Genomic DNA, 25259 nt, shown 5'->3' with positions numbered 1-25259 from the left:
TGGCTAGTAAAAACTTAGTTTAACTTACGGGGCCGACCAAAGCGAGGTGCGTCTGGATAAACCGGAGTTGTGCTCACGGGACCCATGCCAATAATTTGAATCTCGGTCGCCCCTTCGATAGCGCCATCAAAATGCACAACGCCCGCTGGGTGAAACATCATACTGCCCGCTGGTAAACCAACCGTCGTAGCAGGATCCCAACTTGCATCAGTGCCTGCATACCAAGTTCCTTTGATCACCGTTACAAAACGATCTTGAGTATGAAAATGGGGCGAACTCATGACTCCCTCTGGAAAGATATTACGCACCACATACATTCCAGGTTTATTGGGGTCGCCATATAAAACTGCCGTCTTTACTCCTGCAGGCAGATCACCCCAAACAACTTGATCAGGTTTAACGATCACAAAGTCTTTTGCAGTCGCTTGCGCATAAATATTTGCGGACGCAAAGCCAAAAATCAAAACAGCAAATAATTTTTTAATACCAAACAGTGTTTTCATGCTTGTCTCCAAATTATTGTGAATCGTTATGACAGAAAACCGGTTGAAATCCAAGGTACAAATGCAACAATCAAAGTACCAATCACTAAAGCCACTAAGTAGCCAATAATGGGTTTAACCCCTTCATCAGGATTGACCTTACCAATCGCGCAGGCAGCGTAATATCCAACGCCTAATGGCGGTGCAAAGAGGCCAATACCCATGGACAGAATTACCACCATGGAATAGTGCACTTCGTTTATTCCTAGTTGACGCGCTACGGGAAATAAAAGTGGTCCAAATAGAACAATTGCAGGGATGCCTTCAAGTACAGATCCCAGTACAACAAATACGATGATGGAAATTAGTAGGAATAAGTTTGGCCCACCATTGAGATCAGTCATGATCTGGGCAACTACCTGAGAGAAGCCAGACTGAGTCAGACCCCAAGCCATACCAGTTGCAGCGCCAATAATTAGGAGGATTGCGCCAGATAAAGATGCGGTATCAATCAACATTGGTACGATACGTTTGATATCAAATTGGCGGTAAATAATGACTCCGCAAATCAAACCGTAAACGATACCGATCGTAGATACCTCAGTGGCAGTAGCAACACCCTCTACAACAGCAGCACGAATCACAAATGGCAAAGCCAGCGCCGGTAAAGCAACTAAGCACAACTTCATCACTTCAATTGGTTTTGGACGGGCTACTTGAGCGATCTGAACATGACGATTACGCCACCATACCAAAATACACAAAATCAATGCCAAGATAAGTGCTGGCAGCATGCCTCCAGTAAACAAGGCAGCAATTGAAACGCCAGTTACTGAACCAATCGTAATGAGCACCAAGCTCGGCGGAATTGTCTCTGTTTGCGCACCAGTGGCAGCTAACAATGCGACCAACTCGCCTGGAGGAGTAGTCTTTTTCATCTCGGGAAAGAGCGCTGGCGCAATTGCTGCCATATCTGCAGCTTTGGAGCCGGAGATGCCTGACACTAAATACATGGCACCTACTAATACATAAGAAAGCCCGCCACGAACATGCCCAAGTAGTGACGCAAGAAAAGCAATCATGGCTCTGGCCATTCCAGTCATTTCCATCAAGAGACCGAGGAAGACAAATAAAGGAACGGCCAACAGAACCATGTGGGACATTGCTTCATCCATGCGGCCAATCACAACAGATATTGGCATTTGCGTACTTAAACCTAAGTACGCAACAGTGCCTAAGCCAAATGCAAAAGCAATGGGCACACCAGCCAGAATACTGAATCCAGCAACACCAACAAAAAAGATGAGTAAATTGTATTTACCAAGACTCGTAAATGCAGACGAAGAAAAGTAGAGAGCTGCAAAGACTGCCAACAAAAGAAGTACGCTATTAATGACAACCTTTAAGGTTGCAATTCTGGCCAAACGAAATAAACAAAAGAACATCATCAGCATTACACCGGTTGGCAAGGCAGCTGCGCGCCAGAGATTGGAGATCTCCAATGATGGTGTCGTTACGATCAACTCATCTAACGCAAAATGATAGGCAGGCCTGATGATGATTGCCAAATAGAAAAAGTAGGCTAAAACACCGAGCGTCTCAAAATACATTTTTCTTTGATCGCTTAGCTTGCTGATGCAAGCCGTCATCCGCATATGCTCACCCCGCTTTAGGGCTATGACTGAGCCAATCATGGCAAGCCATAAAAACAAAATGGATGCCAATTCATCAGACCAAACGAGTGGTGAGTTAAAAATATAACGGCCCACTACCCCTGAAAATAAAATCCCGATACAAGCTAAGACCAAGCAAGCAGCCACCCATTCAACAATGGTGGCAACTATGGTTTCAAGGTATGAAGCGTATTTACCGAAAGGCCCCTGTAAAGGGGCCTCTTTCATCAAAGACGGAGAACTCACGCTAGCTTGCCTGTGTATTTCTCAAGCAATGACCAAGCTTCTTCACCAAATTTGGCTTTCCACTCAGAATAGAAACCAGCCTGTCTTAACTTTTCACGGAAAGGATCTGGGTTGGTCTCATTAATTCCCATACCCTTAGCTTTCAAGTCTGTCTGCAAACCATCATTCATCTTGCGTACATCTGCTCTTTGCATGATTGCAGATTCGGCAACGTTACGGGTCACGATAGCCTGTAAGTCAGGTGGCAACTGTTCAAATAATTTCTTATTGCCCATAAACCAATAACCGTCCCACATATGGTTAGTCATAGAGCAATACTTTTGCACCTCATACAACTTAGCGGTATAGATAATTGCCAATGGATTCTCTTGTCCATCAACTACCTTAGATTGCAATGCTGAATAGACCTCTGCAAAATTCAATGGAGTAGGAGCAGCACCAAGCGCTTTAAACAAAGACACCCACATTGGGCCTGGAGGGGTGCGCAATTTAATACCTTTTAAATCATCTGGCTTATTAATCGGGCGCACGCTATTAGTCACCTCACGATAGCCGTTATCCCAAATCTTATCGAAGGCAAAAATCGTACCCGTGTTGGCAATTTGACGGCGTACATAAGCGCCCAATTCACCATCCATTGCAGCCCAAACTTGTTTGTAGTCTTTGAAAGCAAAGCCCACACCGTTGATCTGAGCCTGAGGAACTAATGAGCCCAAGATCAATGGTGATAAGGTCATAAAGTCTAAGGCTCCTGAACGCAATTGCGACAACATATCTGTGTCATTACCCAATTGGTTATATGGGAACACTTGAATATCGACTCGCCCCTTTGTTTCCAACTTAATTTTCGATGCCATCTTGTAGGCATGAATATTGAGTGGATGAGTTGCTGGCAAGTTACTGCCAAATTTCATATTAAATTCTGCAGTCTGTGCAAAGGTATTGCCCGCTACTAAGGGTAGCGCTGCAATACCAGCGTGCTTAATAAAGTCTCGTCTTGTAAACGTCATACTGTCTCCATTGGATAATTTTTAATTCATCTCGGGTAAAACGGCCTATTCGTTAGGCATTTATTCTGGTGCTTAATATACCGCTAGATTTTAATAAAGCGTCATAAATCAAGGGAAAACACCACATCCACTTGATTCTGGTGGCTAGGAGTTGCGGCGTAAAGTTGGCAAACCAACCCCTGTAGCCTCAAATCCACCATCGACCGCCAAGACCTGGCCATTAATAAAGGCAGCTTCATTACTACACAGGAACCCAACTGTATTAGCCATTTCTTCTGGTGTGCCATAGCGACCCAAGGGAATAGTGTCGTAGTAGTCAGATCGAATGGCGACACTATGGACTAATTTAGCCATTTCAGTATCTACCGGACCAGGTGCAATCACATTCACACGCACATTTGAATTTCCTAATTCAACCGCATACTGTTTGGTCAGCTGAATGAGTGCCGCCTTGCTGGTGCCATAAGCGACTCGGAGAGTACTCGCCCTTAAGCCAGAAATGGAGGCAATATTCACAATCGCCCCTCCACCATTCTTCACAATTAAACGACCAAAGACTTGCGAGCAAATAAATGCACCATCTAAATTAGTACCAAGGACAGTACGCCACTCATCAAATGAAGTTTCAAATACTGGTTTAAAAACGGCAACCCCTGCGTTATTAACCAACGCAGTGACGTGGCCAAATGCCGAGAGTACTTTTTGCGATGCAGATTCCACTTCATCCGGCTTTGAGACGTCACAGTGAATACCAATGACATCCTGAGAAGTGCCGAGAGTTTTCATAGTGGCGTCAAGGGTGTTTTTATCAATATCTAACAGAGCAACCTGGTATCCATGATCTAAAAACCATTGGCCTATTGCCAAGCCAATACCACGAGCGCCACCAGTAACAACGGCAACACGTGCTTGATCTGAATTTCTTGTATTCATTGGCGATTTTCTATACGTTATTTTGAGTAAATGCTGTCCCAAAACAATTCTAATAGATTAACGCAATAGACTAAAAAGTCTTAACGTTTATAGAAGCTCAATGTCACTTCACCTAGATTGATACCAAACTTACTCATCTGCGCTTTATTAATCATGACTTTGGGTGTCACGAGATACATCCAGTCATCAAATTGCACATGATAGATCGTGCCATCTACTGGTAAGGCCAGGGTGTATGCCCAATTGAGAGCATTACCGGAAGAAGATCCATTAGCCTCGCCCACTACATCATCTGCTTTACCAATATATTTTCCTGGCGATACTTCAGTCAATGTCCAAATACGTTTTTGCTTTGTGCCATCCGAGTAATCAAAGCTTTCATCTAAAGTTCCTACCTTTTTGCCATCGACCACTTTCCAGTTTGCCTGGATCAACACCGTGAAGCGTTTCACTACGACCCCACTCCGATCGGTAAAGATTCCATAAGCATCAATCGTGCCAGCAAAATACTCACTCAGATCTAGCGTAGGCTTTTCATTGGAATACTGCGAAACCTTTGGACCAGCACATCCTAATAAAAATGATGTGCAAAAGATCACCGCAGCGAATTTGTTAATAATATTTTTCATTAGTTACAAGTCTCTTGGAAAAGGGGTGGCGGACAACTTTGACCGAGTAATTGCTCGCGTAATTTAGGCGCGCTTGTTTTGGGGTCCAACCAGATGCCAAAAAATGCTTTGGAAAAATCAGCTCCTGGAATTTGGGCAAGCGGCTTGCCGTCAAAATAGAAAGTTGTACCCTGCTTAGGAAGGTATATCGCAGTGATGTTTTGGCCCGGCTCTACATTGGGTAAAAAAGTTGCCAATTGCTTGCCCCAAGCTTGAGCTTGAGCATCGGGCACACCCAGTTTTTTCATCTCATCGACTGAGCGATTGGCAATAGCATTACCCGTAAATGATTTCTGATACCGCAAATCTAAAGCAAACTCAGAAGAGTTAGCACTCATGCCACGATAAAAAAATGCATCGTATACATGAAGGCCCCACCAAGTGAGTTTGCCACTACCTTGAAGCTTTGCTGGATTGAGAGCTTCATTCACATAAGTCAACTCTCGTGCAAAGCTATTGCTAGAAAATAAGCAGGCAATTACACATACTTGAGCAAATAGGTTTTGGACTTTCATAGGTATAGATTAGCTCTTAGTCTTCGATGTTGCATGAACTAGCCATAAGGCGCAGGGACCAAAGATTCGAGAAATTGCGTGACGATTCTTAGCAAAAAATTGATAGCCCATTCGTAGTGATGGCTGCACTACTTTTCTAGAAAATAGCCATGCTAAAAATGGTAGGTTCGCCCTGCGATACGCTTCTGGAAAAACAGCTGCACCATTAATTAAGCTACCATCAGCGTATTGACCATACATTGCAGCCAATGCTTGCTCACAAGACACTCCAACTGATACCGGATCATACCGATCGGAGTTAATGTCCACGAAATCCAACAAACCCGCTTTATTCCGCCTGGTGAGAAACAGGATCTCCGCCTGGCACAAAGGGCATGCACCATCGTAAAACAAGGTCAGTTTCTGCAAATCGTTACTCATCAAGCAAGTGTAAGACTTATTCAATAAACTGGCTGGCAGTACAACAGTCTATAAAGTTCTCTTGAAAATTCTCCCAACTCCTTTTCGCGCCCTAGTGATTGGCTCATCTGGCACCATTGGCTCGGCTTTTATGGAGCTTCTCACAAATAACCCCAATTGCTCAGGGGTTGTGGGTATTCATCGCAACTCTACATATGCCCTGGACTATCAAAATCCATCATCAATAGAAACCTGCGCAAATGCGCTTGCTACTGAGGGGCCATTCCAGCTCATTATTAATACGATTGGGGTCTTACATAGCGCTGATTGGATGCCAGAGAAAAGGTTGGATGATCTCAATGCTGAACAATTAATAGAGCTCATGAAAATGAATGCAATTGGCCCAGCACTCACGATTCGATATTTTTCTAAACTGCTTGATCCACAAAATAGCATTATGGTTACTTTGTCTGCCAAAGTAGGCAGCATTGAAGATAACCGTCTTGGTGGCTGGTATAGCTACCGTGCCTCTAAAGCTGCACTCAATATGTTGATCAAAACGGCTTCTATTGAACTTGGTCGCACCAAACCAAATATTGCGCTGATAGCTATGCATCCAGGCACTGTGAACTCCCGACTCTCTAAACCATTTCGTGGCGAGCAGATTGGCAGGCCTGCAGAAGATGCGGTCAAAGATATGTTTAGCGTTATTGAAAATCTTCAGATAGAAGATTCAGGAAGTTTTGTTTCTTATTCAGGTGAAAAGTTGCCCTGGTAATAATCGACAAGAATAAGTTCCGATCTAAGCCTGGGCTTTTGGGGCCTTTTTACGACAAGCATCAGAACAATATTTAATGGATTCCCAATTTTTCGCCCAAGACTTTCTCCAAGTCATTTCTTTTTGGCAAACAACACAAGTCTTACTCGGTAAATAACTTTTATTTCCCTTAAATGTAGCGCTCATCAAAAATCCTACAGATCATTCAAGTGAGTAAGTACGTGCTGAGCATGTTGAACAATTGATTGTTGATCAGCATCACTAATTCTTTTGAGATTGGCCGTCATTAGGCGTGTTCGCGGACTTGCTTCAAACTGCGTGCGATGCTTGATTAAAAAATTCCAATATAAGGTCGTAACAGGGCAGGCGGTTTCTCCAAAGCGAACTTCCGGCTTATATTTACAGGAGTCGCAATAATTACTCATGCGCTTGATATATGCCCCGCTTGCGATATAGGGCTTGCTTGTAAAGCGACCGCCATTAGCAAACAAGGCCATGCCAGCGGTATTGGGAAGTTCAACCCACTCAATCGCATCTACATAAATAGCTAAATACCAATCACACACTGCAGAGGGTAGAACTTCTGCCAGCAGAGCGAAGTTTCCGGTCACCATTAAGCGCTGAATATGGTGTGCATAGCCATACTTTAAGGTCTGACCAATAGCATCTTTCATACAAGCCATATTGGTTTTTCCATCCCAATACCACTTTGGCAATGTCCTTTGATGCTCGTAATAATTATCTTGAGCCATCTTAGGCATATCTAAGTAATACATACCCCTGACAAATTCTCGCCAACCCAAAATTTGACGAATAAAGCCTTCAACAGTTGATAAATCCAAAGAGTATTTTTTCCAAGCATCGATAACAGCTGAAATCACCTCGCGAGGATTTAGTAATTTGAGATTGAGGGAGCTGGAGAGTATGGAGTGCCAGCCATAGGGCGTGTCTGTCCACATAGCATCTTGATAGGTACCAAAGTTACGTAAACGGTATTCCACAAAATAATTCAACGCCTCCAAGGCCTGATCACGATTGACAGGCCAACGAAAGGCTTCCAATGATCCGGGGTGCTTGGCGTAAGCCTTACTCACATAGGCAATGACTTCTTGCGTGATTGCATCAGGCTCAAAGAACACGGGGTCATCAATGATGCCGGGGCCTTTTTTGGGAAATGGCTTGCGGTTATCTTGATCAAAATTCCATTGACCACCCTCTGGATTGCCATCAACATCAACCAATATATTGTGCGTCTTTCGCATCAAGCGATAAAAATATTCAAGCCTGAACTCTTTTTTACCAGCCGCCCAATTGGTGAATTCTTGGCGAGAACAAAAAAAGTGTTTATCTTCACGCATGTCTAGCTGAAGCTTAAGTTCTACAGCTAGCTTTTCAATCTGCTGCTTTAAGCGCCACTCACCCGGCTCCATACAAACTAATTGGGTAATTTTTTCCTGTTGCAGCTTTTCTTTTAATGCGTCAATAATCGATAAAGGTGAATTCTTGAGATAAGTAATGGGGTAGCCGAGCGTCTTTAAGGATTGGGCAAAGTGGCGCATAGCCGATAGAAATAATGCGATCTTGGCTTGATGAGACCAAACATACTGAGCCTCATCTAGCGACTCCACCATAAAAACCTCATCCGCCTGCAAATCAAAATCTTTCAGGGCCGCACTCTTGAGGTCAAGCTGATCACCCAATAGGAGAATCAGCCTTTTAGGGGGTTTCATTTATTTTTATACTGGGTTGGGCAGTAGGCTCTGTCTACTAACTTACAACGCAGAGCGACATGTTTTGTTGTCCTGCCAGTCACGCGTTTACGCCATAACTCAAACGACCCTCTTTTGAGCTCATGTCGCATTAACTGAATCACCTGTGATTCTGACAGACCAAAGGATTGCTCAATGGCATCAAATGGAGTTCGGTCTTCCCAAGCCATTTCAATTAGGCGGGAAATATCCGATTCAGAGAGCGTTTTTGGAGAGAATCTTGGCATTGTGCAAGTTTAAGACTTATTTAATAAACTGGTATGGCACCCCATCCAGCGCTAGATACCCATGATTGGAAAAATTCGACAGAAGCTAATTTCTTTAGAGCCTAAGCTAATGCCAAAGGCTCAGGAAGTTGTATGCCCTATTTGTGAGCGGTTGATCCCCGAATCCCAAAAAGATGCGCATCACCTGGTACCTAAATCCAAAGGTGGCAAAACAACGGAGTATCTACATCGCATCTGCCATCGCCAAATCCATGCACTATTTACTGAGACTGAGTTAGCTACCCACCTTCATACCGCGTCAGCTCTGCAAGAACATCCAGAAATGCAACGTTTTATCCAGTGGGTTAAATCGAAACCAGATCACTTTTTTGAAAAAACCCGTAAGAGCGCACGCATAAAAGCGTAGACTCGCAACAGATAAAATAAGTAGCAAATACCATTCGAGACAATTTAAGAAAGACGTCATGACCCAAGCAAATCAAAAAGTGGCACTCGTTACGGGCGCCGGCGTTGGAATTGGTAGAGCAGCAGCCAAGGCGCTCTTACGTGGGGGCTATCAGGTAGTGCTAACTGGGCGTAATCTCGACAAGCTCGAAAAGGCAATTGTGGATATTGGTGGCACAGCAGAAAATTGCCTAGCCGTTGCGTGTGATGTAGGCAAGCCGGATCAAGTTAAAAAACTCTTTGCTGCCCTTAAAAATAAATTCGGACGCATTGATGTGCTGTTTAATAATGCTGGCATTGGCGCCCCTGCTATTCCTATGGAAGACCTCACTTATGAACAATGGATGAATGTAGTCAATGCTAATTTGTGCGGAGCCTTCTTATGCTCCCAAGAAGCTATTCGCATGATGAAGGCGCAATCGCCTCAGGGTGGCCGCATTATTAATAACGGTTCAATCTCTGCTCATGCACCAAGACCGATGTCGGCGCCATATACCAGCACTAAACACGCTATTACTGGCTTAACAAAAACGATTGCCCTAGACGGCAGACTATTCAATATTGCATGTGGACAAATTGATATTGGCAATGCTGCTACCGAAATGACCGAACGTATGGCTGCAGGAATTATTCAGGCAGATCACTCTATCAAAGTAGAGCCGCGCATGGATGTTGATCATGTTGGAGATGCGGTACTGCATATGGCCCAACTACCCTTAGAGAGCAATATTCTGAATATGACCATCATGGCAACAAATATGCCATTTGTTGGTCGTGGCTAATCAAATGGAATACGCTGCTTCAGAATAGCTTTTCCGCCTGCCGATCGATTGGTTGATCCACCATTACCATCAATTCGTAAGCTCGTATCTTTTGGATTTGGTTTTTTTGGATCTGCATCAGCACCAGAAGCTTTGTCAGGCTTCTGACTATGCTCCACAAGGTATCCGTATAACTACCAAGCAGGCCAATACTCATAGCTCCTTTTCATATTATTCGCTATATTGGATGGTACTAATTACCCAAGGAGACCCTTCCAATGAAAACGATTTGTCCCAGCCAGGCAGAAATGCAGTTGCGTATAGCTCGCTTCAAAGATTTGAAGCCTAGATCGAGTCATTGGGCGAAAGATCTAGGCATTCCTATGGAAGTCATGAGAATGTTTAACCCAAAAGCAAACTATGTATTAATGGCTCCCGAAGGGCTGCCAGGAAGACTTTCACCAAACCCAGCCATTATTGAAGGAGATAAAGGAGATATCAGGGTTGCGATTGCACTGGCAGAACCAGGTGATGGCCCAGGCCTTCATGTGCATTGGATGACAACGGAAACATTTATGGCATTAAGCGGGAGATGGGAAATACGCTGGGGTGATGAGGGGCAGGAAAAAATTATTCTCGAGCCCTACGACATGATCTCAATGCCACCAAAGGTGGCTCGGCAATTTATTAATATATCCGATCAGGATGCACATCTATTAGTAATTATTCAAGGGAAAAAGGAAGAGTTCAATGATGTTGGAAGACTCCCACAAGGGGCTATACCAATCATAGAAAAATACGGGCAAGAGATGGTTGATAAACTTGAGGAGAATGGCTGGAAATTCTCTTTAGACGCTTACGCAAGTTCAAAAAAATAAATTCCAGAAATTTTATGCGCCTCTTATTTATTTGTTTTACTTTTTTTATATTATCGAATACGCATGCTGCTTTTCCAGATAAGCCAATTAAAATCATTGTGCCCTTTCCTGCCGGCGGAACTAACGATGTGCTAGCCAGAAAATTGGCGTACTTCATGGAAGCCAATTTAAAACAAAATTTTATTATTGAAAATAAACCTGGTGGGAATGGCATATTGGGAGTTGAGCTGGTTGCCAAAGCACCCGCAGATGGTTACACACTACTCTTTAACTCTTCCGCAATGGTGGCAACCCAAGCTATTAATCCATCATTACAGTATGACACCCTGCGGGATTTCACCCCCATCTCAGAAGGAATGTCGATAGAGGGATATCTGATGCTGGTGAGTAGCAATTCCCCATATAACAGCCTTAAAGATCTATTAAATGTCGCCCAATCAAAGCCAGACCTGCTCTCTTATGGATCACCCGGAATCGGAGGTAGTCAACATTTCCTTGCTGAGTCCTTAAGCCATGAATCTGGCGTTAAATTAGTTCATGTCCCCTACAAAGGGATACCAGATATGATTACCGCTGCAATACGTGAAGACGTTACATTCATATTTGTGAATCCACTTTTGGCAATGCCTCAGATTAAGTCTGGAAAATTGAAAGCTCTTGCAGCCGTTGGTAAAGATACCAAGAGGCTATCTTCTACGCCAGATGTTCCTGCAATTTCTGAGACAGTTAATGGATTTCATTGGGTAGGTAGTAGGTTTGGCCTATTTGCGCCAGCAAAGACTCCTGAATATATTATTACTATCCTCCAGCGTGCAGCAATCAAAGCAATTAAAGATGCTGATTTCAAGAATTTCTTAATAAAGGGTGGCTTTATTCCAGTGGGAAGTACCTCACAAGAATATATAAATGCGATACAAGGAGATTTAAAACGCTATAAAACAATTGTTAAGATTTCTAATATTCAGGCTGAATAAATTCATCAGCTATCGCTTATACCCAGACTTTGAGCCAAATATTTTTTCTCTCTGAGACCAGTCATGAGTCTCATCCCATAGGGCCAATACTTTAGGGGCTTCAGCCTCAAAAATAGGATACATAGTTTTCTCACAAGTATCAGCAGTTAGCTCAAGGCGATGTCCGGAGGGATCAAAGAAATAAATAGAGGTGATGAAATCATCATGATTAGTTGGGCCCAATACTTCAAGCCCTTTTAACTCTAGATCTTTTTTTGCTTGCATCAATACTTCAAGGCTTTCTACCTTAAATGCAAAATGCTGTATCCAATCCGGTGAATCTTTATCTTTAATGTTTCCAGGATCCTTAGGACACTCAAAGAATGCAATACAACTACCATCCTCCATCTGAAAAAAAATGTGGATATGGGGGCTATATAATCCAGTAGAAGGGACATGATCCTCACCCATTGCATGAGAAAACTTTAATCCCAATACCTCGGTATAAAACCTTACGGTATCTTTAGCATCAAGACAGCGATAGGCGGCGTGATGAAGTCTTTTACAAAGCATTTGCACTCCAGGTGACTATTGTTTTTGGATGTTAGCCAAGGCTACCACCTTCTTCCATTTGGCAATTTGTGCAGCTACATATTGTTTCATTCGTAAGCTTGACGTAGATGGGGTAACCAGACCACCCGTATTCTCAAGTTTTGCGATCACTTCAGGATCCGATAAGACTTTAAGGAGGGCTGTGTGTATACGCTTTAATACTTCTGGATTTATTCCTTTGGGAGCCGCAACCCCAGTCCAAGAGGTAACCTCATAGCCAGGTATGGTATCGGCAACCGGAGAAATGCCTGGCAATAACTTATAGGACTTTAACGAGGTGACTCCAAGAGCTCTCAATTTGCCTGACTCTATCTGGGTCTTGGTCACAGTAATTGAATCAAACATCACATCCACTCTTCCACCCAAGACATCCTGCAATGGACCTGCACCACCTTTATATGGAACATGCATCATCTTGACGCCAGCCATCGATGCAAATAATTCGCCAGATAAATGCTGGGTTGAGCCAATACCAACAGAGGTATATGAAATGGCATCAGGCATTGCTTTAGCAGCCTTTATCACATCTGCTAGCGACTTAAATTTACTATCTTCACTTACAGACACTGCAAATGGAAACTGGGTGACCAAAGAAATCCAATCAAAATCATCTAGGGGATTAAAACTCAGCTGGTTATATAAAGCCGCTGATACTGCGTGGCCGCCAGTCATCAATATCAATGTATTACCATCAGGTACTGATTTTGCAACGGCAGCACTGGCAATATTTCCGCCCGCACCTGTTTTAGCCTCCACAACCACTGGTTGCCCCAATTCTCTGGAGAGCCCAGGAGCAATGATGCGAGCAATCGTATCGGAGTTTCCGCCCGTTCCAAATCCTTGTACCAAAGTAATTGGCTTGTCAGATAATGTTGTTTGAGCACACACCGAGCCCACAATAAATATCGATGCCAGAAGAGTTCTAATCAGCATAGTGATTTACAAGGTTTGAATTTTTTGACGAATGGCACCAAAGATGGATTGGCCTTGGTCATCCAGCATTTCTATATAGACTTCATCGCCATCTTTCAGAAAAGGAGTGCTAGCTTTTCCGTGCATCATTTGTTCATGAATGCGAGCCTCAGCTACACAACCAAATCCACTTGCCTCATCTTGGTTAGTTACTGATCCCGCACCAATTATGGTTCCCGCACTTAGCGACCGAGTTCGACAAGCATGCTCAATCAAATCTAGATAAGTAAAGAACATGTCCTTGCCAGTATTGGGCTGTCCCATTTGCTTGCCGTTGATACCGGATATCAATGGAAGGTGTAATTTTTCACCATCCCATTTATTCCCTAACTCATCCAAAGTGACTGCAACCGGTGAAAATGCGCTGGTAGGCTTAGCCTGCATAAAGCCAAACCCCTTAGGTAACTCCGTTTTGGTTAAAGATCGCAAGGTGTAATCATTCAAAAGCATCACTAACTTAATATGCTTACCTGCATCCAACTTTGATGTACCCATGGGTACATCATCCACAACAATCGCAACCTCAGCCTCATAGTCTGGTTCTAATGTAGCATCCGGAAATACCATCGTTTCAGTTGGGCCACAGAATCGATCTGATAAGCCCTGATACATCAATGGTTCAGTTTTGTAATTAGGGGGCATTTCTGCGCCCCTTGCCTTACGCGCTTTTTCCATATGATGTAGGTATACAGAACCATCTAAAAACTGATAGCTTCTTGGGAAAGGGCTCTCTAGTTTAGAAACATCAAGAGCAAAGGCATCCTTTAAAATGTCAGCATTGAGTTGCTCGTAGACCTTATCTAGACCAGGCCTAGTCGCGTCCCAATTTTCAATTGCCTCTTGCATAGTTTTCGCAATCTGCGAAACCACTACTGCGCGATTCATATCTTTTGATACTACAAGCAAGGCTCCATCACGACTACCCGTTTTCAAACTAGCTAACTTCATTCAAACTCCTAAAAACTGTTTATTTTGGCTCTTATTTTTCTGGCTTGAAATTGCTATCTAAGAACTCCTGAACGCCATTAAACATCAACATACGATTCTTTTCCATAATGATGGTGTGAGTACCCTCACTAATCTGCAACATGATTTTGTAAGGTGCATTTTCCAGCTTGGTGAAGTATTCATACATCATGTAACTCGGTAGATCTGCATCCCACTCTGCATGCACGAGCATGACTGGCACTCGAATGTCTTTTGGCTCATACACCGGAATGCCCGCCGTCCAGAACTCTCTAGCATCTTGCACCGTACCGTTTGGTGCACGCAATTTTTTAGGGCTCTGATTTTTACCCCATGGATCCGTCTCAAATGTGGCTGCCGCCCATTTCTCGAACCAACCCTCTGGAATTAAAGTCGCTTTCGCGTTCTCTGGAACACCAGTTAGCCAGCGATTCTTCGCATCCGCAACAGAAGCAACGCGATAGGCGCCTAATGGACCACCTTTGTCAGTCAACGGCGCTCCGCCTTGGCGCAACCATTGCGGAGCATATAAAACTAGCTTATTCACCTTCTGATTATTTTCAGCAGTGTATTTACCCATGATGGTTGTACCCCAAGACCATCCTAGTAAATTCAACTTATTGATACTGCGTTTTTTGAGGATGTAATCTACTGCACTAGAGACGTCACTTACTGCAACGGTAGTTCGAACTAGAGGAGGATTCTGTTCTGCAGGCTGATCCATCTCAGGTGGCCTGGTAGATTTTCCATATCCACGCAAATCCACTAACCAAACGTCATAGCCTTTTGAAGCAATGTATTCCATCCAAGATGTACCACCCAGCGACAGGTCAAATGCTGTTTCAGATGGATAGGTAGAACCATGCACATAAAGCAAGGTCTTTTCTGGGGAGAATTTTTTCATTCCCGCTAGATGTTTATTGCGAACGTAAAGAGAGATGCCAGGAGTATCACTTTGAATCATGTACTCATTCATCTCAATTTTATTGGCAGCAAAAACTTGAGATAAACCAACAAACGCTATCAGACCCAGAAATACTGTTTTAGTTATTTTCATTTTGTCTCCAAGATACTTTTTATATGAATTACTCTACACCATATTCTCCAAAAACTTGTGAGCAGTAGATACACTCATCGTGAATGATGAGGGTATTGGCAAATCAATGGTCTATGGGGCTACCCAATACTCTCGCTAATCTCAATGAGGTTCTGATCTGGATCTCGCACATAGACAGAGTTAATCTTGGATGTTGCACCTGTCCGTATAACTGGACCTTCAATAATTGGCCAGCGTTCTTTTGCGAGGAGTGCTATCACCTCAGTTAAAGGTCGATCAGCAATAAAGCAAAGGTCTAATGAGCCAGGCGTTGGAATATCTGCCTTCGGCTCAAACTCCCTCCCTTTAATGTGAAGATTGATCTTTTGATTGCCGAACTTAAATGCCTTGCGCTCAACGGGAGGCGTGCCCCCTATGAATGATTCCAACTTCATGCCTAGGATGCGAGTATAAAAATCAACGCAGGCAGATTCATTGGCGGTTGTAAGCACTAAATGATCCAAGTAATCTATCATTGCTTCACCTCAGCGCAGGTCGTTAATAAATGAAGGTGCTGGATGCAAGTCATAGGTAAGACCTGCTTTAACAACTTGGCCAGGAACAGCGTGACCAACAATCATTGGCAACTCTCTTGCAAAACCCAATAATTTTGGAATATCAATGCCAGTGTCATAACCCATCGCATCGAGCATATGAATGGCATCTTCGCTTGAGATATTACCGCTCGCGCCAGGTGCATAAGGACAGCCACCTAAGCCGCCCAAGGAACCATCAAAACGAATAATTCCTGCTTGTGCTGCAGCTAATACGTTAGCTAAACCCATTCCTCTTGTATTGTGAAAATGAAAGGTCAACTGCAGCTTAGGAAATTTCTTTTGCAGTGATTCAGCCATCTTTGCTACTTGGGATGGATTTGCCATACCAGTGGTATCGCAAATCGTTAAACCACGCACACCTAAATCTGCAAAACGTTGTGCAAACAGTTCAATCACCTCTTGGGGTACTTCGCCCTCCATTGGACAACCAAAGGAAGTTGACAAAGAAACATTAATTGGCGTTCTACCATCTACGTATCGAATGACCTCAGTCAGACCAGCGAAGCTTTTTTCTCGAGTCATTCGCAGATTAGCAAGGTTATGCATTTCAGAAGTGGACATCACCAAGTTGAATTCATCGGCACGGGACTCTAGGGCCCTTTCAGCTCCACGCAAATTAGGAACTAGCACGGTATATTCGACACCAGCAACGCGCTTGATTTTTCCCATGACTTCCTCAGCATCTCTAAGCATTGGTATTGCCTTGGGAGACGTGAATGATGTGACTTCTATTTTTGCAAAACCACACTCACTTAGGCCATTAATGAGCCTTACCTTATCTTCAGTGGGAATAAAATTTGGCTCAATCTGAAACCCATCCCTTGTCACCACATCATTGAAATAAATTCTAGTCATCGTCTTCTCTTATTGAGTAAATGCAACACCACGCTCTTTTAAGGAGGCGATTTGTAAGTCATTCAAACCAATTTCCCTTAAAACCTCATCTGTGTTTTGACCGATATTAGGTGCAAGGGTTTTAATAGATCCTGGTGTACGCGAAAGCTTTGGAAGAACACCCGGTACATCTAAAGTGCTACCATCTTGCATCTTGATCGTTTGAATATTGTCACGTGCTTTATAGTGCGGGTCGTTTGCAATATCTGCAACTGTATAAATACGCCCTGCTGGCACGGCTGCTAAATCTAGCGCTTTTAGTGCCTGATTAGTACTCAGTGTTTTTGCCCAAGCACCAATTGCAGCATCCAGCTCAAGCACCCTTTTTACTCGGCCCTCATTATTTTCTAATTGAGGGTCTTTTCCTAAGTCATCGCGCCCAATTAATTTCATGAGGCGTTTAAAAATACTATCGCCATTACCCGCAACCAATACATAACCACCATCTGCACATAAATAGGCATTGGTTGGGGCAATTCCAGGCAGGGCACTTCCTGCTGCCTGCCTCACTTCACCAAAAGCGCTGTACTCAGGCAACAAACTTTCCATGCAATTAAAGACAGCCTCATAAAGTGCAATATCAATCACTTGCCCTTTGCCACTACGATGACGCTCTTGTAAGGCCATTAGGATTCCGATCACACCATGTAGTGAAGCCAAAGTATCGCCAATACTGATACCTACTCGCACTGGGACTCTTCCGGGTTCAGCCGTGAGATGACGTAAGCCACCCATCGCTTCAGCAACTACGCCAAAGCCTGGTTTATCTCTGTATGGACCGGTCTGACCATAGCCACTAATTCTGAGAATAATTAACTTCGGATTAAGCTCAAGCAATCCTTCTGGATCGAGACCCCAACCTTCTAATGTTCCGGGACGAAAGTTTTCAATCAAGATGTCAGCTTCTTTAGCTAAGGTTCTAACAATCTCTTGCGCTTCAGTCTGACGTAAGTCCAATGAGAGAGAGCGTTTGTTTCGAGACTGAACTTGCCACCAGACTGAAGTGCCATCTTTTAGTAAGCGCCACTTACGCAAAGCATCACCTACTTTAGGTGGCTCAATCTTTACAACATCGGCGCCAAAGTCTGCCAAGGTTTTGGCGGCGAAAGGACCAGCAATCAACTGCCCCATCTCAATGACTTTTAGCCCTGCTAGCGGTTCCATAAGGGATTCCCATCTTCCTGAATTTACAATTCCAACAAAATAACCCCTCTTTATGAGCATGGGAATTGCTATGAAATCAGGTGGCCTTCTCATTTTGCGAAGGCTTGGCTAAAATAGCCCCATGAATCCCCAAATGAATCCAGCTAGAGTGGACTTCGTCACTCTTAAACTCTTTTGCGCGATTGCTCAATCGGGCAGTATTACCAAGGGCGCCAATGAATGCAGTCTTGCCCTATCTGCAGCTAGTAGAAGAATTTCTGAATTTGAAGAAACCGTTGGCCTGATGCTATTAGATAGATCAGCCAAAGGTGTGACTCTGACCCAAGCCGGCCATGCAGTTATGCAACATGCACTCAGACTCTTTCAAGGCTTCGAACAATTTAGCAACGAGCTAGGTGAATATGCCAAGGGCATTAAAGGACATGTACGCTTATGGGCAAATATGTCTTCGTTAACCGAGTTTCTACCATCTGCTTTAGCAAGCTTCTTAAAACAACATCCTGAAATCCAAGTCGAAGTTGAGGAGCAACTTAGCGGGGACATTGTTAAGGCACTACTCGATGGTATTGCAGATATTGGCGTGCTGGCAGATGGCACACCCACTGCAGGGCTCGATACCAAAATCATTGGGCATGATGAGCTCGTAATTGTCTGCAGTAAAGATCACTCGATTAAAAGCAAAAAGAGTATCTCTTTTGAAGAATGTCTTGACTATGACTTTGTTGGCCTTAACCGTGGAAGCTCACTGCTAGAGCTCACTTCTCGACAAGCGGAAAAATTCAGCAAGCAAATGCGGCTACGTATTCAGGTGAGAAGCTATGATGCAATGTGTCAAATGATTGCTGTCAATTTAGGGATTGGCGTGTTGCCGTTTCAGGCATGTGCGCCCCAAATCAAAGCCATGGGGCTCAAGGTGATCCATCTAGAGGATGCATGGGCCAAGCGCAATCTTCTACTGGCTATGAAGGCTCATGGATACCAATCCCCAGCCTCCTCGCTGCTAAGTCAGCACCTACTCTCTCAATTGCGCTAATATTGATCTTCATTGTGAATCTAACAAAAAAAGGGATGTAAATGAGTCTTTTAGATAAATTACAGTGGCGCTATGCCACCAAGAAAATGGATTCCAGCAAATCTGTACCGCAAGAAAAAGTAGAGAAAATTTTAGAGGCTATAAGACTCACTGCCAGCTCTAGCGGATTACAGCCTTATGAACTTATTGTCATCACGAACAAAGACCTCCGTGAAAAAATCAAAGGGGTTGCTAACAACCAATCACAAGTTACTGATTGCTCTCATTTGGTGGTTTTTGCTGCTTGGGATAATTACACGGCTGAGCGCATTAATGCGGCATTTGATATGACTGAGACTGAGCGTAATTTTAAGAACGATGCTGGCGTTGCGTATCGCCAAATGCTCCTCAAGAATTACCCTGCCAGAGGTCCCGAGGTGAATTTCATACACACGGCTAAGCAAGCCTATATCGGTCTAGGTACCGCCCTGATTGCAGCTGCTGAAGAAGGTGTTGATTCCACGCCAATGGAGGGCTTCGATCCCAAGGCGCTTGATGAAATTCTAAATCTTAAGGAAAAGGGTCTGCGTAGCGTAGTAATGCTTCCTTTGGGCTACCGAAAAGAAGATGAAGACTGGCTTGTTAAGCTCAAGAAAGTCAGACGTCCTAAAGAAAGCTTTATTAGCTGGATGAACTAAAAAGTTAAGAAGTGCATCAAACAAAAAGCCACCGCAAGGTGGCTTTTGTATTTCAGCTTGGTAGCTGTGCAGCTTGACTGCAATTATTGGTAGCGGGTTTACCTGCTAAACGATCTTTGATCCAGGCTCGATAAAAAGGTGCCGAACTTCCAGGGGTTGTGAAATGAGACTGATCTCCCGGTAGCTGCACTCGATCCACATTACCACCCAACTTACACATTTGCTCTTGATATAGCTTGCCCATGATTGGAGGATTAGTGGTGTCTTTATTGCCCCAATAAATCACAACTGGTGCAATAGGTTTGACTGGATTAACGCTACCCTTAACCATAGCCTTAGTCCACTCGAGAGCATTCGTGTATTGATCTTTTAAAAGAGATTGATATTGGCTGCTGAAGTTGAAATTCAAAGTATCCGCCACAGCATGCATACATTTATTGCGAATCACCTCATCTAGCACTTTAGCTCCATCGCTTGTAAAGATATCTGTCAGCTTTAGATTTGGATTGCCGGCTCTCACCCCCCACATACTCATTGCCATATGAGAAAAGTCGAAGACATTCCCAGTGAACATCTTAATAATTCCATCTAAGGACTTTTGAGCGCTAGCTTGGTCAACAGTCGCATTAGGAAGCATGATGGCAATATCGTCTGGAGCAAGAGCTACGACACCAACAAGCTCAATACTATCGGCAGCAGTTCCCTTTTTGGCAAAGTAGTCCTGCATGCTAGCTGCCGCAATCACTGCACCACCACCTTGTGACCATCCATAAATCACTGTTTTCTTACCAGCGCCCGTTTCTTTCATCGAGCTAGCAGCTCTAGCTGAATCAATCATATCCATGGCATTGGTTGCCGCCAAAGCGTATTGGTGCTCGCCACCACCACCTTGACCCTGATAGTCTGTTGCAACAACTACATAACCTTCTTTAATAAATTCTTCAATACTTGGAATGCCATAGTCCGTCCAAGAGTTACCGCCAATTAAAAAATATTCATTGAGCGGAACTATAGGATCGAGAACTTGTGAAGGTCCACAGTTTTGCGCAGCACCAGTAGTGCCATGACCCCACGCCAGAATTGGCCGACCTTCCTTAGGAGCAGACCCCATTGGCGCAACAACTAATCCTGTGACAATGGTCTTACGTCCAGCAACATCCGAGGAAATGTAGGCAATCTTCCATGCTTGAGCACCTTTTACTGCAGTCTTAATTTTTTCCTGCTTAATAACCTGGCCCAACTTGCCACTAGGGGTCATCTTTGCCAGAGGCTCATAGAATGCAGCAACTGGTGGATCAGCTTGAGCGACCATTGGGCTCAGGCCAGCAAAAATAACTATAGAAAAAAGCGTGTTGAGTGTTTTATTCATAAAGGTCTATAAATCTGATTGGTAATAAAAAACGATATTAACTTAATAGCAGCTAGGGTAGAACCTGAAACTTTGGCACAAGAATTATTTAGCGCCATCCTTAGCCAAGCGAAAACCCTATAGAGGGATAACTCGGTTTTTATAGCGTCCGGCCAAGGCTTTTTTAACGACTTTATAGATATCTAGGTCAAATTCAGCATCGCCAGAGCTTTTCAACTCATCTAGCTCTTCTTCGTTAATTGCCGTTCCCAAGTAACACCATTTATCTAGAACAATCATTTCTCCACCATCATTGATGGCAATTGGACCTTCATAGGGCCAGACCTCAACCTTATACAGATTCATCGCAGTCTTTAGCTGCAGATTATGCATTTCTGCAGAGACAATACCAACGCAAGCACCACTACATTGCTTAACTTGATACCCAAAACAGGTCTTACCAGCTACACCCTTTTCCAACCCAAGCAATACTTCACATAAACGATACTTTTTAGCTATCGCTTTTAAATAAGAGTGGGCCTCTCTTTTGCTGTAGAACAATCCAAATAGATTTTCTTGAAGGCCTGGTTGCAAATCCTTTTGATTTATAAGTACCGGCTTAAGAATTCCAGCAGAAACCTCTTCTAAGCTCCAAGCGCAAAGATCTTTAGAGCGACGAAGCTTGATATTCATACTGGGCATACGTTCTTTAATTAACCTAGATTCAAGAATCAGAGCGCCTAGCTCTCCACTAGTTTCTATCCAGTCAATATCTCGAATTTGTAAGGAGAGTTTCATTTCCTTCCGCTGCGTAAGAGCGCTTTGAAAGTGCCCCATTACCCTACTTCGCAAGGATATGCTCTTACCAATATACAAAGGAACTTTATTCTCTCCATAAAAGATATAGCAGCCTGGAGCATCAGGAATAGAATCTATTAAGTCCTTATCAATATTTGGCGGGAGACTAGCATTCCCAATAAGCTGGTGAGTAACCTCATTCAGCTTCTCTTTTCCAAATTTTGCTTCACACACTCGCCAAAACTGCAGCAATAAATCTGCATCACCTAATGCACGATGACGAGCGCTCACTTTGAGACCATGCATATTGATGATGGTATCTAGATTATGGCGAGGTTGATCGGGGAAGAGCAGTCTTGACATCTTTACCGTACATAAAACTTTAGGCTTGAAGTCTATGCCAATTCTTTTAAAAGAGGCCTTGATAAATCCATAGTCAAATCTTGCATTGTGGGCAATGAATATCTTTCCTTCCAGCTCTTGCTTTAACTTGCCCGCAATCTGATCAAAGCTGGGCTGATTCTCGACCATCTGCGGAGATATGCCCGTAAGCCTTTGAATATTTTGTGGAATAAAGGTCTGCGGGTTTATTAACTGCTCCCATGCTTGGATTTCATTACCAGATAAAGTTTTTATACCTATCTCTGTAATACGATCACGATCAAAGTGCGACCCAGTAGTTTCAATGTCTACAAAAGCTAAATTAGGGTACGAGACCTCTTTATCCACGTCAAATTACTTTAATACTTAGTTTGCCGGTGAATTTTTATTTAGGAAATCGGCAAAGCTAAAAATTGAGTTGGGTCCGAGAGGAATTTCCTCGACTTTTTTAAATGAGGTCTTGACTACTTTCTGAATCTCACCCTTTGGTCTTTTTTCTTGCTTACCCATCTCATCTAGGCCTAGTGGGAGATATGCCCTTCTATCTGGCGCCTTCTGTACTTCACTAAAACGCGGAATATAGTCTTTAATAGTGGAAGCTAAAGTGACGTTGGAGATGCAATTCATCATATAAGTCTCTAGTGACTGGTAGAGATCCTTTGCAATATCAGAGACCTCTACTTTTCTTTTTTTAATACCATTCATCGCCAAAACAATATCCTTAATCGTAATGATGCGAGGGTCTTTTAAAAGTTGATAGCCACCAGTTCGCCCTTTGATCCCAATGACCAATCCAGACTCCCGAAGCGGTCGCAACAACAGCTCAATGCGACTAATCGACATCTGAAGCCTTTTGGCAATTTCTGGAACGGGCACTAGTTGGCCATTGGTCGAATGATTTGCTATATCAACTAGAGTATTGAGTGCTACCTTGACTGCTTTGGTGACTTCCATAGTGTTTTCAGCATTTAAGTTAGATTAGGTCTAGTATGGAACTGATTCAAACTTTGTGCTGCAGTGCATTAATTAACCCTTTCTATCCTATGGTTGAAGCCCCTAGAAGCCAATACATTCTTCCTTGCCGACTGATACGTTTCCTTGGCTATTTGATGTCTGGCGCCATGATTGCTCAAGCCATTTGCTGCATCGCCCCTTACCTCTTAATGGAGGACTCCCAGGTAGCGGGTATGCTGGCCCATCTAGTGATACAACATCTTTCGTATTACTTTCTAGGATGTACATTTCTAATCTTAAGCCTCTCGAATATCTTGATTAAGCGAGGCGTATCACAATTAAAAATAGTACGCTTACCATCATTGGCATTAATTTTTTCTATTGCCATTGCTAGCTTTTTAATAATTCCACGCATGGATTACTTGAGAGAAACAGCACTTCAAGATGGAATGCCAGTAATGCTCTCCCCTTTTGCAAACTACTTTGCAATACTCAATTCCATCACGCTCTTCTTACTATGCGCTCAGCTTATCTCAAGCAGTGTAATTGCTTGGCGCCTTAGCGGTAATCAACTACCCTAAGTGGGACCGTACTTGCGCAATCAAAGCGAGTTGCTGCTCAGTCCTCAAAAACTGGCCCAACTCAACCCGAAGGCTGGATTGACAGATATGAAATGTTTTTGAATTCTCAATAGGCTGTTCAATTTTTGCCCACTGCGTATTGAATTCATACAGTGATTCTTTGTAACCTATAAATTTTTTCACTAACAGACGCTTACCCTCAATTTCAATCGTTTCAGAATCCAGGGCATGTCTACAGTAGATTAAAAAACCAATTGTTACTGCCGTTAACTCTAAGGTCGTAAAAATGGGGATCATCCATACCCCAGCCAAAAAGAAACCTGTTGCCACGATTAAGGAAAGGCAAACTAAAGCAACATAAAACTGCAGGAGTTGTTTAGGAGTCAGTGCGCAATTTCTCCTCATTTGCCAACGTTTTACGCTCATACCGGTAGCCTGAAATCAATTTGAAATTATTGAATCTTGTTTCGCTCTTGAGCCTTAGCCAACTGGTCCGCACTTCGTTGTTGAAAATCGACCATATTGTGATAGCCCATTTGATAACAAGGGCAATGCTTTCCTAGAATCCACCGGGCAAGCTTGATGCGAAGTTTTTGAATCATTTACATCTCCTAGTATTTAGCATTGAATGTAAACGCAAATCCAGTTTAGTGCTGGCTACAGCTTCGCTAATTTGGTTTGGCTTGATTGAGGTCCTGCTCTTGAATTTTAGAGGTGGTCGACTGTAGATTTAAGCTAGGTGCAGTCATTTTTTCACCATCCCAAACCTGCCCACACCAGCACTCACCCGCATTATTGATGATGCAAACTCCGGATCCACAGCAACGCTTATCTGGGGGCTTCATAAATACACCTTCATTAATTTAATAAATATTTAATACGGGGTCAGCCCAAAAGCCAACACCGTAGCAACTCTTTTTAGCTGAATTACTTAATCAAGCCGCAGGCAATACGCGGGCCAGAGTTCCCAGCAGGTTGAGTCCTGTAGTCATCCGGGTCTCTGTGGACAACCACTGCACGCCCAACAATACCAGTCGGTCCTGTATTTACTGCGAAGCCATGCAATTTGGCGGTATATGTTGCGTTGCCATTGGCATCAGACTTGATATTAGGCATATCTCCCGCATGATTCATGCCGCTGTCTGGAACACCATGCATCTTTGTCTCCGGATTAAAGTGACCGCCTGCACTCGTAGCATCTGGCGCAGAACAGTCCCCTTTTTCATGAACATGAAATCCTTGTTCAGAGTTAGGCTTAAGACCAGAAAACTTTCCATTAATCAACACATCGTGGCCCTGCCAAACAAAAATGACTTCACCTTTTGCTTGAGAGCCTGACTTGGAATCTAAAGTAGCGCTGGCTTTTTGGCCAGTCCCTTGTTCCATAGATTGACAGGCCACTAGAGAAAATAGGCCCGCTAGTGATAGAGCAAATAGCAAATGTTTCTGAGTAAATTTCATTTTTAACTCCATTATTTTTTGATTAATAG

Annotated in this window: 33 protein-coding genes; 8 read left to right on the top strand and 25 right to left on the bottom strand. The window is 43.5% G+C overall.

From position 1 onward, the window contains the following. Positions 1-14: 14 nt before the first annotated feature. The 7 genes from A8O14_RS08940 to A8O14_RS08910 form a co-directional block, all read right to left on the bottom strand. Positions 15-503: a cupin domain-containing protein gene (locus A8O14_RS08940; protein ID WP_082913156.1), complete on the bottom strand. Its 489-nt coding sequence runs from the start codon at positions 501-503 to the stop codon at positions 15-17. Positions 504-529: 26 nt separating this feature from the next. Continuing rightward, positions 530-2383: a TRAP transporter large permease gene (locus A8O14_RS08935; RefSeq protein WP_099092311.1), complete on the bottom strand. Its 1854-nt coding sequence runs from the start codon at positions 2381-2383 to the stop codon at positions 530-532. 14 nt (positions 2384-2397) lie between these two features. Beyond that, positions 2398-3411 carry a TRAP transporter substrate-binding protein gene (locus A8O14_RS08930; protein ID WP_068949197.1) on the bottom strand — a complete coding sequence of 338 codons (1014 nt, stop codon included), beginning with the start codon at positions 3409-3411 and terminating at the stop codon, positions 2398-2400. Positions 3412-3555: 144 nt separating this feature from the next. Then, positions 3556-4344, bottom strand: a complete 789-nt coding sequence (locus tag A8O14_RS08925; protein ID WP_068949196.1) for an SDR family NAD(P)-dependent oxidoreductase — start codon at positions 4342-4344, stop codon at positions 3556-3558. 80 nt (positions 4345-4424) lie between these two features. Next, on the bottom strand, positions 4425-4973 hold the full coding sequence (locus A8O14_RS08920; RefSeq protein ID WP_068949195.1) for a DUF3833 domain-containing protein: 549 nt from the start codon (positions 4971-4973) through the stop codon (positions 4425-4427). Then, complete coding sequence (locus A8O14_RS08915) at positions 4973-5527, bottom strand: chalcone isomerase family protein (RefSeq protein ID WP_068949194.1); 555 nt, start codon at positions 5525-5527, stop codon at positions 4973-4975. Before A8O14_RS08915 ends, A8O14_RS08920 begins: the two co-directional genes overlap by 1 nt. A 9-nt stretch (positions 5528-5536) precedes the next feature. Beyond that, positions 5537-5947: a thiol-disulfide oxidoreductase DCC family protein gene (locus A8O14_RS08910; protein ID WP_068949193.1), complete on the bottom strand. Its 411-nt coding sequence runs from the start codon at positions 5945-5947 to the stop codon at positions 5537-5539. 61 nt (positions 5948-6008) lie between these two features. Between A8O14_RS08910 and A8O14_RS08905 the strand changes: the two genes are divergently transcribed. Then, positions 6009-6704 carry an SDR family NAD(P)-dependent oxidoreductase gene (locus A8O14_RS08905; protein WP_068949192.1) on the top strand — a complete coding sequence of 232 codons (696 nt, stop codon included), beginning with the start codon at positions 6009-6011 and terminating at the stop codon, positions 6702-6704. Between the two features lie 24 nt (positions 6705-6728). Here the strand turns inward: A8O14_RS08905 and A8O14_RS11545 are convergent, their stop codons facing one another. The 3 genes from A8O14_RS11545 to A8O14_RS11540 are packed head-to-tail and all read right to left on the bottom strand — an operon-like array spanning position 6729 to position 8700. After that, the gene (locus A8O14_RS11545; RefSeq protein WP_071608679.1) at positions 6729-6890 is read right to left on the bottom strand and encodes a DUF2256 domain-containing protein; all 162 of its coding nucleotides are present in this window, start codon (positions 6888-6890) and stop codon (positions 6729-6731) included. A gap of 8 nt (positions 6891-6898) precedes the next feature. Continuing rightward, on the bottom strand, positions 6899-8434 hold the full coding sequence (locus A8O14_RS08900; RefSeq protein WP_068949191.1) for a cryptochrome/photolyase family protein: 1536 nt from the start codon (positions 8432-8434) through the stop codon (positions 6899-6901). Further along, positions 8431-8700, bottom strand: coding sequence for a TIGR03643 family protein (locus tag A8O14_RS11540; protein WP_071608678.1), 270 nt, complete (start codon positions 8698-8700; stop codon positions 8431-8433). Before A8O14_RS11540 ends, A8O14_RS08900 begins: the two co-directional genes overlap by 4 nt. Positions 8701-8761: 61 nt before the next feature. Between A8O14_RS11540 and A8O14_RS08895 the strand changes: the two genes are divergently transcribed. Then, a complete protein-coding gene (locus tag A8O14_RS08895) occupies positions 8762-9106 on the top strand; it encodes an HNH endonuclease (RefSeq protein ID WP_068949190.1) in 345 nt (114 codons plus the stop codon). 58 nt (positions 9107-9164) lie between these two features. Beyond that, positions 9165-9926, top strand: coding sequence for an SDR family oxidoreductase (locus A8O14_RS08890; protein ID WP_068949189.1), 762 nt, complete (start codon positions 9165-9167; stop codon positions 9924-9926). On the opposite strand, the gene A8O14_RS11790 is transcribed toward A8O14_RS08890, so the two are convergent. Then, positions 9923-10084, bottom strand: a complete 162-nt coding sequence (locus tag A8O14_RS11790; protein WP_161484829.1) for a hypothetical protein — start codon at positions 10082-10084, stop codon at positions 9923-9925. The genes A8O14_RS08890 and A8O14_RS11790 overlap by 4 nt on opposite strands. A 99-nt stretch (positions 10085-10183) precedes the next feature. On the opposite strand from A8O14_RS11790, the gene A8O14_RS08885 reads away from it, so the two are divergent. After that, positions 10184-10783 (top strand): cupin domain-containing protein, encoded by a 600-nt coding sequence (locus tag A8O14_RS08885; protein ID WP_068949188.1) that lies wholly within the window; start codon positions 10184-10186, stop codon positions 10781-10783. A 14-nt stretch (positions 10784-10797) separates the two neighbouring features. Continuing rightward, entirely contained in the window at positions 10798-11757 is a 960-nt protein-coding gene (locus A8O14_RS08880; protein ID WP_068949187.1) for a Bug family tripartite tricarboxylate transporter substrate binding protein, read from the top strand. 9 nt (positions 11758-11766) lie between these two features. On the opposite strand, the gene A8O14_RS08875 is transcribed toward A8O14_RS08880, so the two are convergent. The 7 genes from A8O14_RS08875 to A8O14_RS08845 all read right to left on the bottom strand — a co-directional run bounded on the left by A8O14_RS08875 (position 11767) and on the right by A8O14_RS08845 (position 17997). Continuing rightward, positions 11767-12309, bottom strand: coding sequence for a VOC family protein (locus tag A8O14_RS08875; protein ID WP_068949186.1), 543 nt, complete (start codon positions 12307-12309; stop codon positions 11767-11769). A gap of 15 nt (positions 12310-12324) precedes the next feature. Next, positions 12325-13281, bottom strand: coding sequence for a Bug family tripartite tricarboxylate transporter substrate binding protein (locus A8O14_RS08870; protein WP_082913155.1), 957 nt, complete (start codon positions 13279-13281; stop codon positions 12325-12327). Positions 13282-13287: 6 nt separating this feature from the next. Next, complete coding sequence (locus A8O14_RS08865; protein WP_068949184.1) at positions 13288-14268, bottom strand: fumarylacetoacetate hydrolase family protein; 981 nt, start codon at positions 14266-14268, stop codon at positions 13288-13290. A gap of 31 nt (positions 14269-14299) precedes the next feature. Continuing rightward, positions 14300-15343: an alpha/beta hydrolase gene (locus A8O14_RS08860; RefSeq protein WP_082913154.1), complete on the bottom strand. Its 1044-nt coding sequence runs from the start codon at positions 15341-15343 to the stop codon at positions 14300-14302. A gap of 119 nt (positions 15344-15462) precedes the next feature. Next, a complete protein-coding gene (locus A8O14_RS08855) occupies positions 15463-15858 on the bottom strand; it encodes a VOC family protein (RefSeq protein WP_068949183.1) in 396 nt (131 codons plus the stop codon). 9 nt (positions 15859-15867) lie between these two features. Beyond that, the gene (locus tag A8O14_RS08850; protein WP_068949182.1) at positions 15868-16794 is read right to left on the bottom strand and encodes a hydroxymethylglutaryl-CoA lyase; all 927 of its coding nucleotides are present in this window, start codon (positions 16792-16794) and stop codon (positions 15868-15870) included. 9 nt (positions 16795-16803) lie between these two features. Beyond that, positions 16804-17997, bottom strand: coding sequence for a CaiB/BaiF CoA transferase family protein (locus A8O14_RS08845; protein ID WP_068949181.1), 1194 nt, complete (start codon positions 17995-17997; stop codon positions 16804-16806). A gap of 121 nt (positions 17998-18118) precedes the next feature. On the opposite strand from A8O14_RS08845, the gene A8O14_RS08840 reads away from it, so the two are divergent. Together A8O14_RS08840 and A8O14_RS08835 are read left to right on the top strand one after the other, a co-directional pair. Continuing rightward, positions 18119-19030 (top strand): LysR family transcriptional regulator, encoded by a 912-nt coding sequence (locus A8O14_RS08840; protein ID WP_082913153.1) that lies wholly within the window; start codon positions 18119-18121, stop codon positions 19028-19030. Positions 19031-19071: 41 nt separating this feature from the next. Further along, positions 19072-19707, top strand: a complete 636-nt coding sequence (locus tag A8O14_RS08835; protein WP_068949180.1) for an NAD(P)H-dependent oxidoreductase — start codon at positions 19072-19074, stop codon at positions 19705-19707. A 52-nt stretch (positions 19708-19759) separates the two neighbouring features. Here A8O14_RS08835 and A8O14_RS08830 read toward each other — a convergent pair whose 3' ends face one another. The 3 genes from A8O14_RS08830 to A8O14_RS08820 all read right to left on the bottom strand — a co-directional run bounded on the left by A8O14_RS08830 (position 19760) and on the right by A8O14_RS08820 (position 23188). Next, the gene (locus A8O14_RS08830; RefSeq protein ID WP_068949179.1) at positions 19760-21076 is read right to left on the bottom strand and encodes an alpha/beta fold hydrolase; all 1317 of its coding nucleotides are present in this window, start codon (positions 21074-21076) and stop codon (positions 19760-19762) included. 117 nt (positions 21077-21193) lie between these two features. Then, positions 21194-22582 (bottom strand): 3'-5' exonuclease family protein, encoded by a 1389-nt coding sequence (locus A8O14_RS08825; protein WP_068949178.1) that lies wholly within the window; start codon positions 22580-22582, stop codon positions 21194-21196. Positions 22583-22600: 18 nt separating this feature from the next. Continuing rightward, entirely contained in the window at positions 22601-23188 is a 588-nt protein-coding gene (locus A8O14_RS08820) for an RrF2 family transcriptional regulator (protein ID WP_068949177.1), read from the bottom strand. Between the two features lie 35 nt (positions 23189-23223). Between A8O14_RS08820 and A8O14_RS08815 the strand changes: the two genes are divergently transcribed. Next, positions 23224-23769 (top strand): DUF4149 domain-containing protein, encoded by a 546-nt coding sequence (locus A8O14_RS08815; protein ID WP_145915350.1) that lies wholly within the window; start codon positions 23224-23226, stop codon positions 23767-23769. Here the strand turns inward: A8O14_RS08815 and A8O14_RS08810 are convergent. From A8O14_RS08810 to A8O14_RS08805, 4 genes are all read right to left on the bottom strand, one after another. Further along, positions 23761-24195 (bottom strand): DUF2244 domain-containing protein, encoded by a 435-nt coding sequence (locus A8O14_RS08810; protein ID WP_068949175.1) that lies wholly within the window; start codon positions 24193-24195, stop codon positions 23761-23763. The genes A8O14_RS08815 and A8O14_RS08810 overlap by 9 nt on opposite strands. Positions 24196-24221: 26 nt before the next feature. Further along, a complete protein-coding gene (locus A8O14_RS11785; protein ID WP_161484828.1) occupies positions 24222-24371 on the bottom strand; it encodes a hypothetical protein in 150 nt (49 codons plus the stop codon). 66 nt (positions 24372-24437) lie between these two features. After that, a complete protein-coding gene (locus A8O14_RS11870; RefSeq protein ID WP_191904659.1) occupies positions 24438-24614 on the bottom strand; it encodes a hypothetical protein in 177 nt (58 codons plus the stop codon). 82 nt (positions 24615-24696) lie between these two features. Further along, the gene (locus A8O14_RS08805) at positions 24697-25230 is read right to left on the bottom strand and encodes a superoxide dismutase family protein (protein ID WP_068949174.1); all 534 of its coding nucleotides are present in this window, start codon (positions 25228-25230) and stop codon (positions 24697-24699) included. Between the last annotated feature and the right edge of the window lie 29 nt (positions 25231-25259).

The organism is Polynucleobacter wuianus (assembly GCF_001659725.1).
Lineage (GTDB): Bacteria > Pseudomonadota > Gammaproteobacteria > Burkholderiales > Burkholderiaceae > Polynucleobacter > Polynucleobacter wuianus.
The sequence above is the reverse complement of the archived record's forward strand: the minus strand, read 5'-3'. Positions and strand labels throughout refer to the sequence as shown.

Excerpts from the sequence above, each read along its gene's own strand:
- A8O14_RS08840 (WP_082913153.1), top strand. The coding sequence starts at position 18,119 with ATGAATCCCCAAATGAATCCAGCTAGAGTGGACTTCGTCACTCTTAAA.
- A8O14_RS08920 (WP_068949195.1), bottom strand. The coding sequence starts at position 4,973 with ATGAAAAATATTATTAACAAATTCGCTGCGGTGATCTTTTGCACATCA.
- A8O14_RS11870 (WP_191904659.1), bottom strand. The coding sequence starts at position 24,614 with ATGAAGCCCCCAGATAAGCGTTGCTGTGGATCCGGAGTTTGCATCATC.
- A8O14_RS08815 (WP_145915350.1), top strand. The coding sequence starts at position 23,224 with ATGGAACTGATTCAAACTTTGTGCTGCAGTGCATTAATTAACCCTTTC.
- A8O14_RS08910 (WP_068949193.1), bottom strand. The coding sequence starts at position 5,947 with ATGAGTAACGATTTGCAGAAACTGACCTTGTTTTACGATGGTGCATGC.
- A8O14_RS11540 (WP_071608678.1), bottom strand. The coding sequence starts at position 8,700 with ATGCCAAGATTCTCTCCAAAAACGCTCTCTGAATCGGATATTTCCCGC.
- A8O14_RS08810 (WP_068949175.1), bottom strand. The coding sequence starts at position 24,195 with ATGAGCGTAAAACGTTGGCAAATGAGGAGAAATTGCGCACTGACTCCT.
- A8O14_RS11545 (WP_071608679.1), bottom strand. The coding sequence starts at position 6,890 with ATGAGCGCTACATTTAAGGGAAATAAAAGTTATTTACCGAGTAAGACT.
- A8O14_RS08865 (WP_068949184.1), bottom strand. The coding sequence starts at position 14,268 with ATGAAGTTAGCTAGTTTGAAAACGGGTAGTCGTGATGGAGCCTTGCTT.
- A8O14_RS08835 (WP_068949180.1), top strand. The coding sequence starts at position 19,072 with ATGAGTCTTTTAGATAAATTACAGTGGCGCTATGCCACCAAGAAAATG.
- A8O14_RS08805 (WP_068949174.1), bottom strand. The coding sequence starts at position 25,230 with ATGAAATTTACTCAGAAACATTTGCTATTTGCTCTATCACTAGCGGGC.
- A8O14_RS11785 (WP_161484828.1), bottom strand. The coding sequence starts at position 24,371 with ATGATTCAAAAACTTCGCATCAAGCTTGCCCGGTGGATTCTAGGAAAG.
- A8O14_RS08845 (WP_068949181.1), bottom strand. The coding sequence starts at position 17,997 with ATGGAACCGCTAGCAGGGCTAAAAGTCATTGAGATGGGGCAGTTGATT.
- A8O14_RS08930 (WP_068949197.1), bottom strand. The coding sequence starts at position 3,411 with ATGACGTTTACAAGACGAGACTTTATTAAGCACGCTGGTATTGCAGCG.
- A8O14_RS08890 (WP_068949189.1), top strand. The coding sequence starts at position 9,165 with ATGACCCAAGCAAATCAAAAAGTGGCACTCGTTACGGGCGCCGGCGTT.
- A8O14_RS08870 (WP_082913155.1), bottom strand. The coding sequence starts at position 13,281 with ATGCTGATTAGAACTCTTCTGGCATCGATATTTATTGTGGGCTCGGTG.
- A8O14_RS08830 (WP_068949179.1), bottom strand. The coding sequence starts at position 21,076 with ATGAATAAAACACTCAACACGCTTTTTTCTATAGTTATTTTTGCTGGC.
- A8O14_RS08900 (WP_068949191.1), bottom strand. The coding sequence starts at position 8,434 with ATGAAACCCCCTAAAAGGCTGATTCTCCTATTGGGTGATCAGCTTGAC.
- A8O14_RS08860 (WP_082913154.1), bottom strand. The coding sequence starts at position 15,343 with ATGAAAATAACTAAAACAGTATTTCTGGGTCTGATAGCGTTTGTTGGT.
- A8O14_RS08855 (WP_068949183.1), bottom strand. The coding sequence starts at position 15,858 with ATGATAGATTACTTGGATCATTTAGTGCTTACAACCGCCAATGAATCT.
- A8O14_RS08880 (WP_068949187.1), top strand. The coding sequence starts at position 10,798 with ATGCGCCTCTTATTTATTTGTTTTACTTTTTTTATATTATCGAATACG.
- A8O14_RS08895 (WP_068949190.1), top strand. The coding sequence starts at position 8,762 with ATGATTGGAAAAATTCGACAGAAGCTAATTTCTTTAGAGCCTAAGCTA.
- A8O14_RS08820 (WP_068949177.1), bottom strand. The coding sequence starts at position 23,188 with ATGGAAGTCACCAAAGCAGTCAAGGTAGCACTCAATACTCTAGTTGAT.
- A8O14_RS08885 (WP_068949188.1), top strand. The coding sequence starts at position 10,184 with ATGAAAACGATTTGTCCCAGCCAGGCAGAAATGCAGTTGCGTATAGCT.
- A8O14_RS08925 (WP_068949196.1), bottom strand. The coding sequence starts at position 4,344 with ATGAATACAAGAAATTCAGATCAAGCACGTGTTGCCGTTGTTACTGGT.
- A8O14_RS08940 (WP_082913156.1), bottom strand. The coding sequence starts at position 503 with ATGAAAACACTGTTTGGTATTAAAAAATTATTTGCTGTTTTGATTTTT.
- A8O14_RS08935 (WP_099092311.1), bottom strand. The coding sequence starts at position 2,383 with ATGAAAGAGGCCCCTTTACAGGGGCCTTTCGGTAAATACGCTTCATAC.
- A8O14_RS08875 (WP_068949186.1), bottom strand. The coding sequence starts at position 12,309 with ATGCTTTGTAAAAGACTTCATCACGCCGCCTATCGCTGTCTTGATGCT.
- A8O14_RS08915 (WP_068949194.1), bottom strand. The coding sequence starts at position 5,527 with ATGAAAGTCCAAAACCTATTTGCTCAAGTATGTGTAATTGCCTGCTTA.
- A8O14_RS08850 (WP_068949182.1), bottom strand. The coding sequence starts at position 16,794 with ATGACTAGAATTTATTTCAATGATGTGGTGACAAGGGATGGGTTTCAG.